The following is a 281-nucleotide window of genomic DNA, read 5'->3' on the forward strand; positions in this document are numbered from 1 at the left end:
CGCATAGAGACTTTCAATGGTCTGTTCATACTCGGCTTTCATTTTTTCAACTTTTTTGTTGCCTTTTTCAAAGACTTTTGGCATCTGTTCAAGAAAAGCATTTCTCCATTGGCGAATTTGATTCACATGGATTCCATGAGCAGAAGCAATTTCGTTCATCGTTTTTTCTTCTTTTAAGACCTCTAGCACGACTTGAGTTTTAAATTCAGGCGTATAACTTTTTCTCATAAACCTACTTTAACAGCTCCTCATTTTGTGTCTAGTTTTATGGGTCCATTATA

The 281-nt window shown here is 35.6% G+C and carries 1 protein-coding gene; it reads right to left on the reverse strand.

Annotation, left to right across the window (positions count from 1 at the left end; translation table 11 throughout):
- Positions 1-228: transposase (locus IC21_RS07865; RefSeq protein WP_035180729.1), on the reverse strand; the 228-nt coding region annotated here is incomplete at its 3' end.
- Between the last annotated feature and the right edge of the window lie 53 nt (positions 229-281).

Origin of the sequence: Heyndrickxia coagulans DSM 1 = ATCC 7050, assembly GCF_000290615.1 — a bacterium.
Classification (GTDB): Bacteria; Bacillota; Bacilli; order Bacillales; family Bacillaceae_C; genus Weizmannia; species Weizmannia coagulans.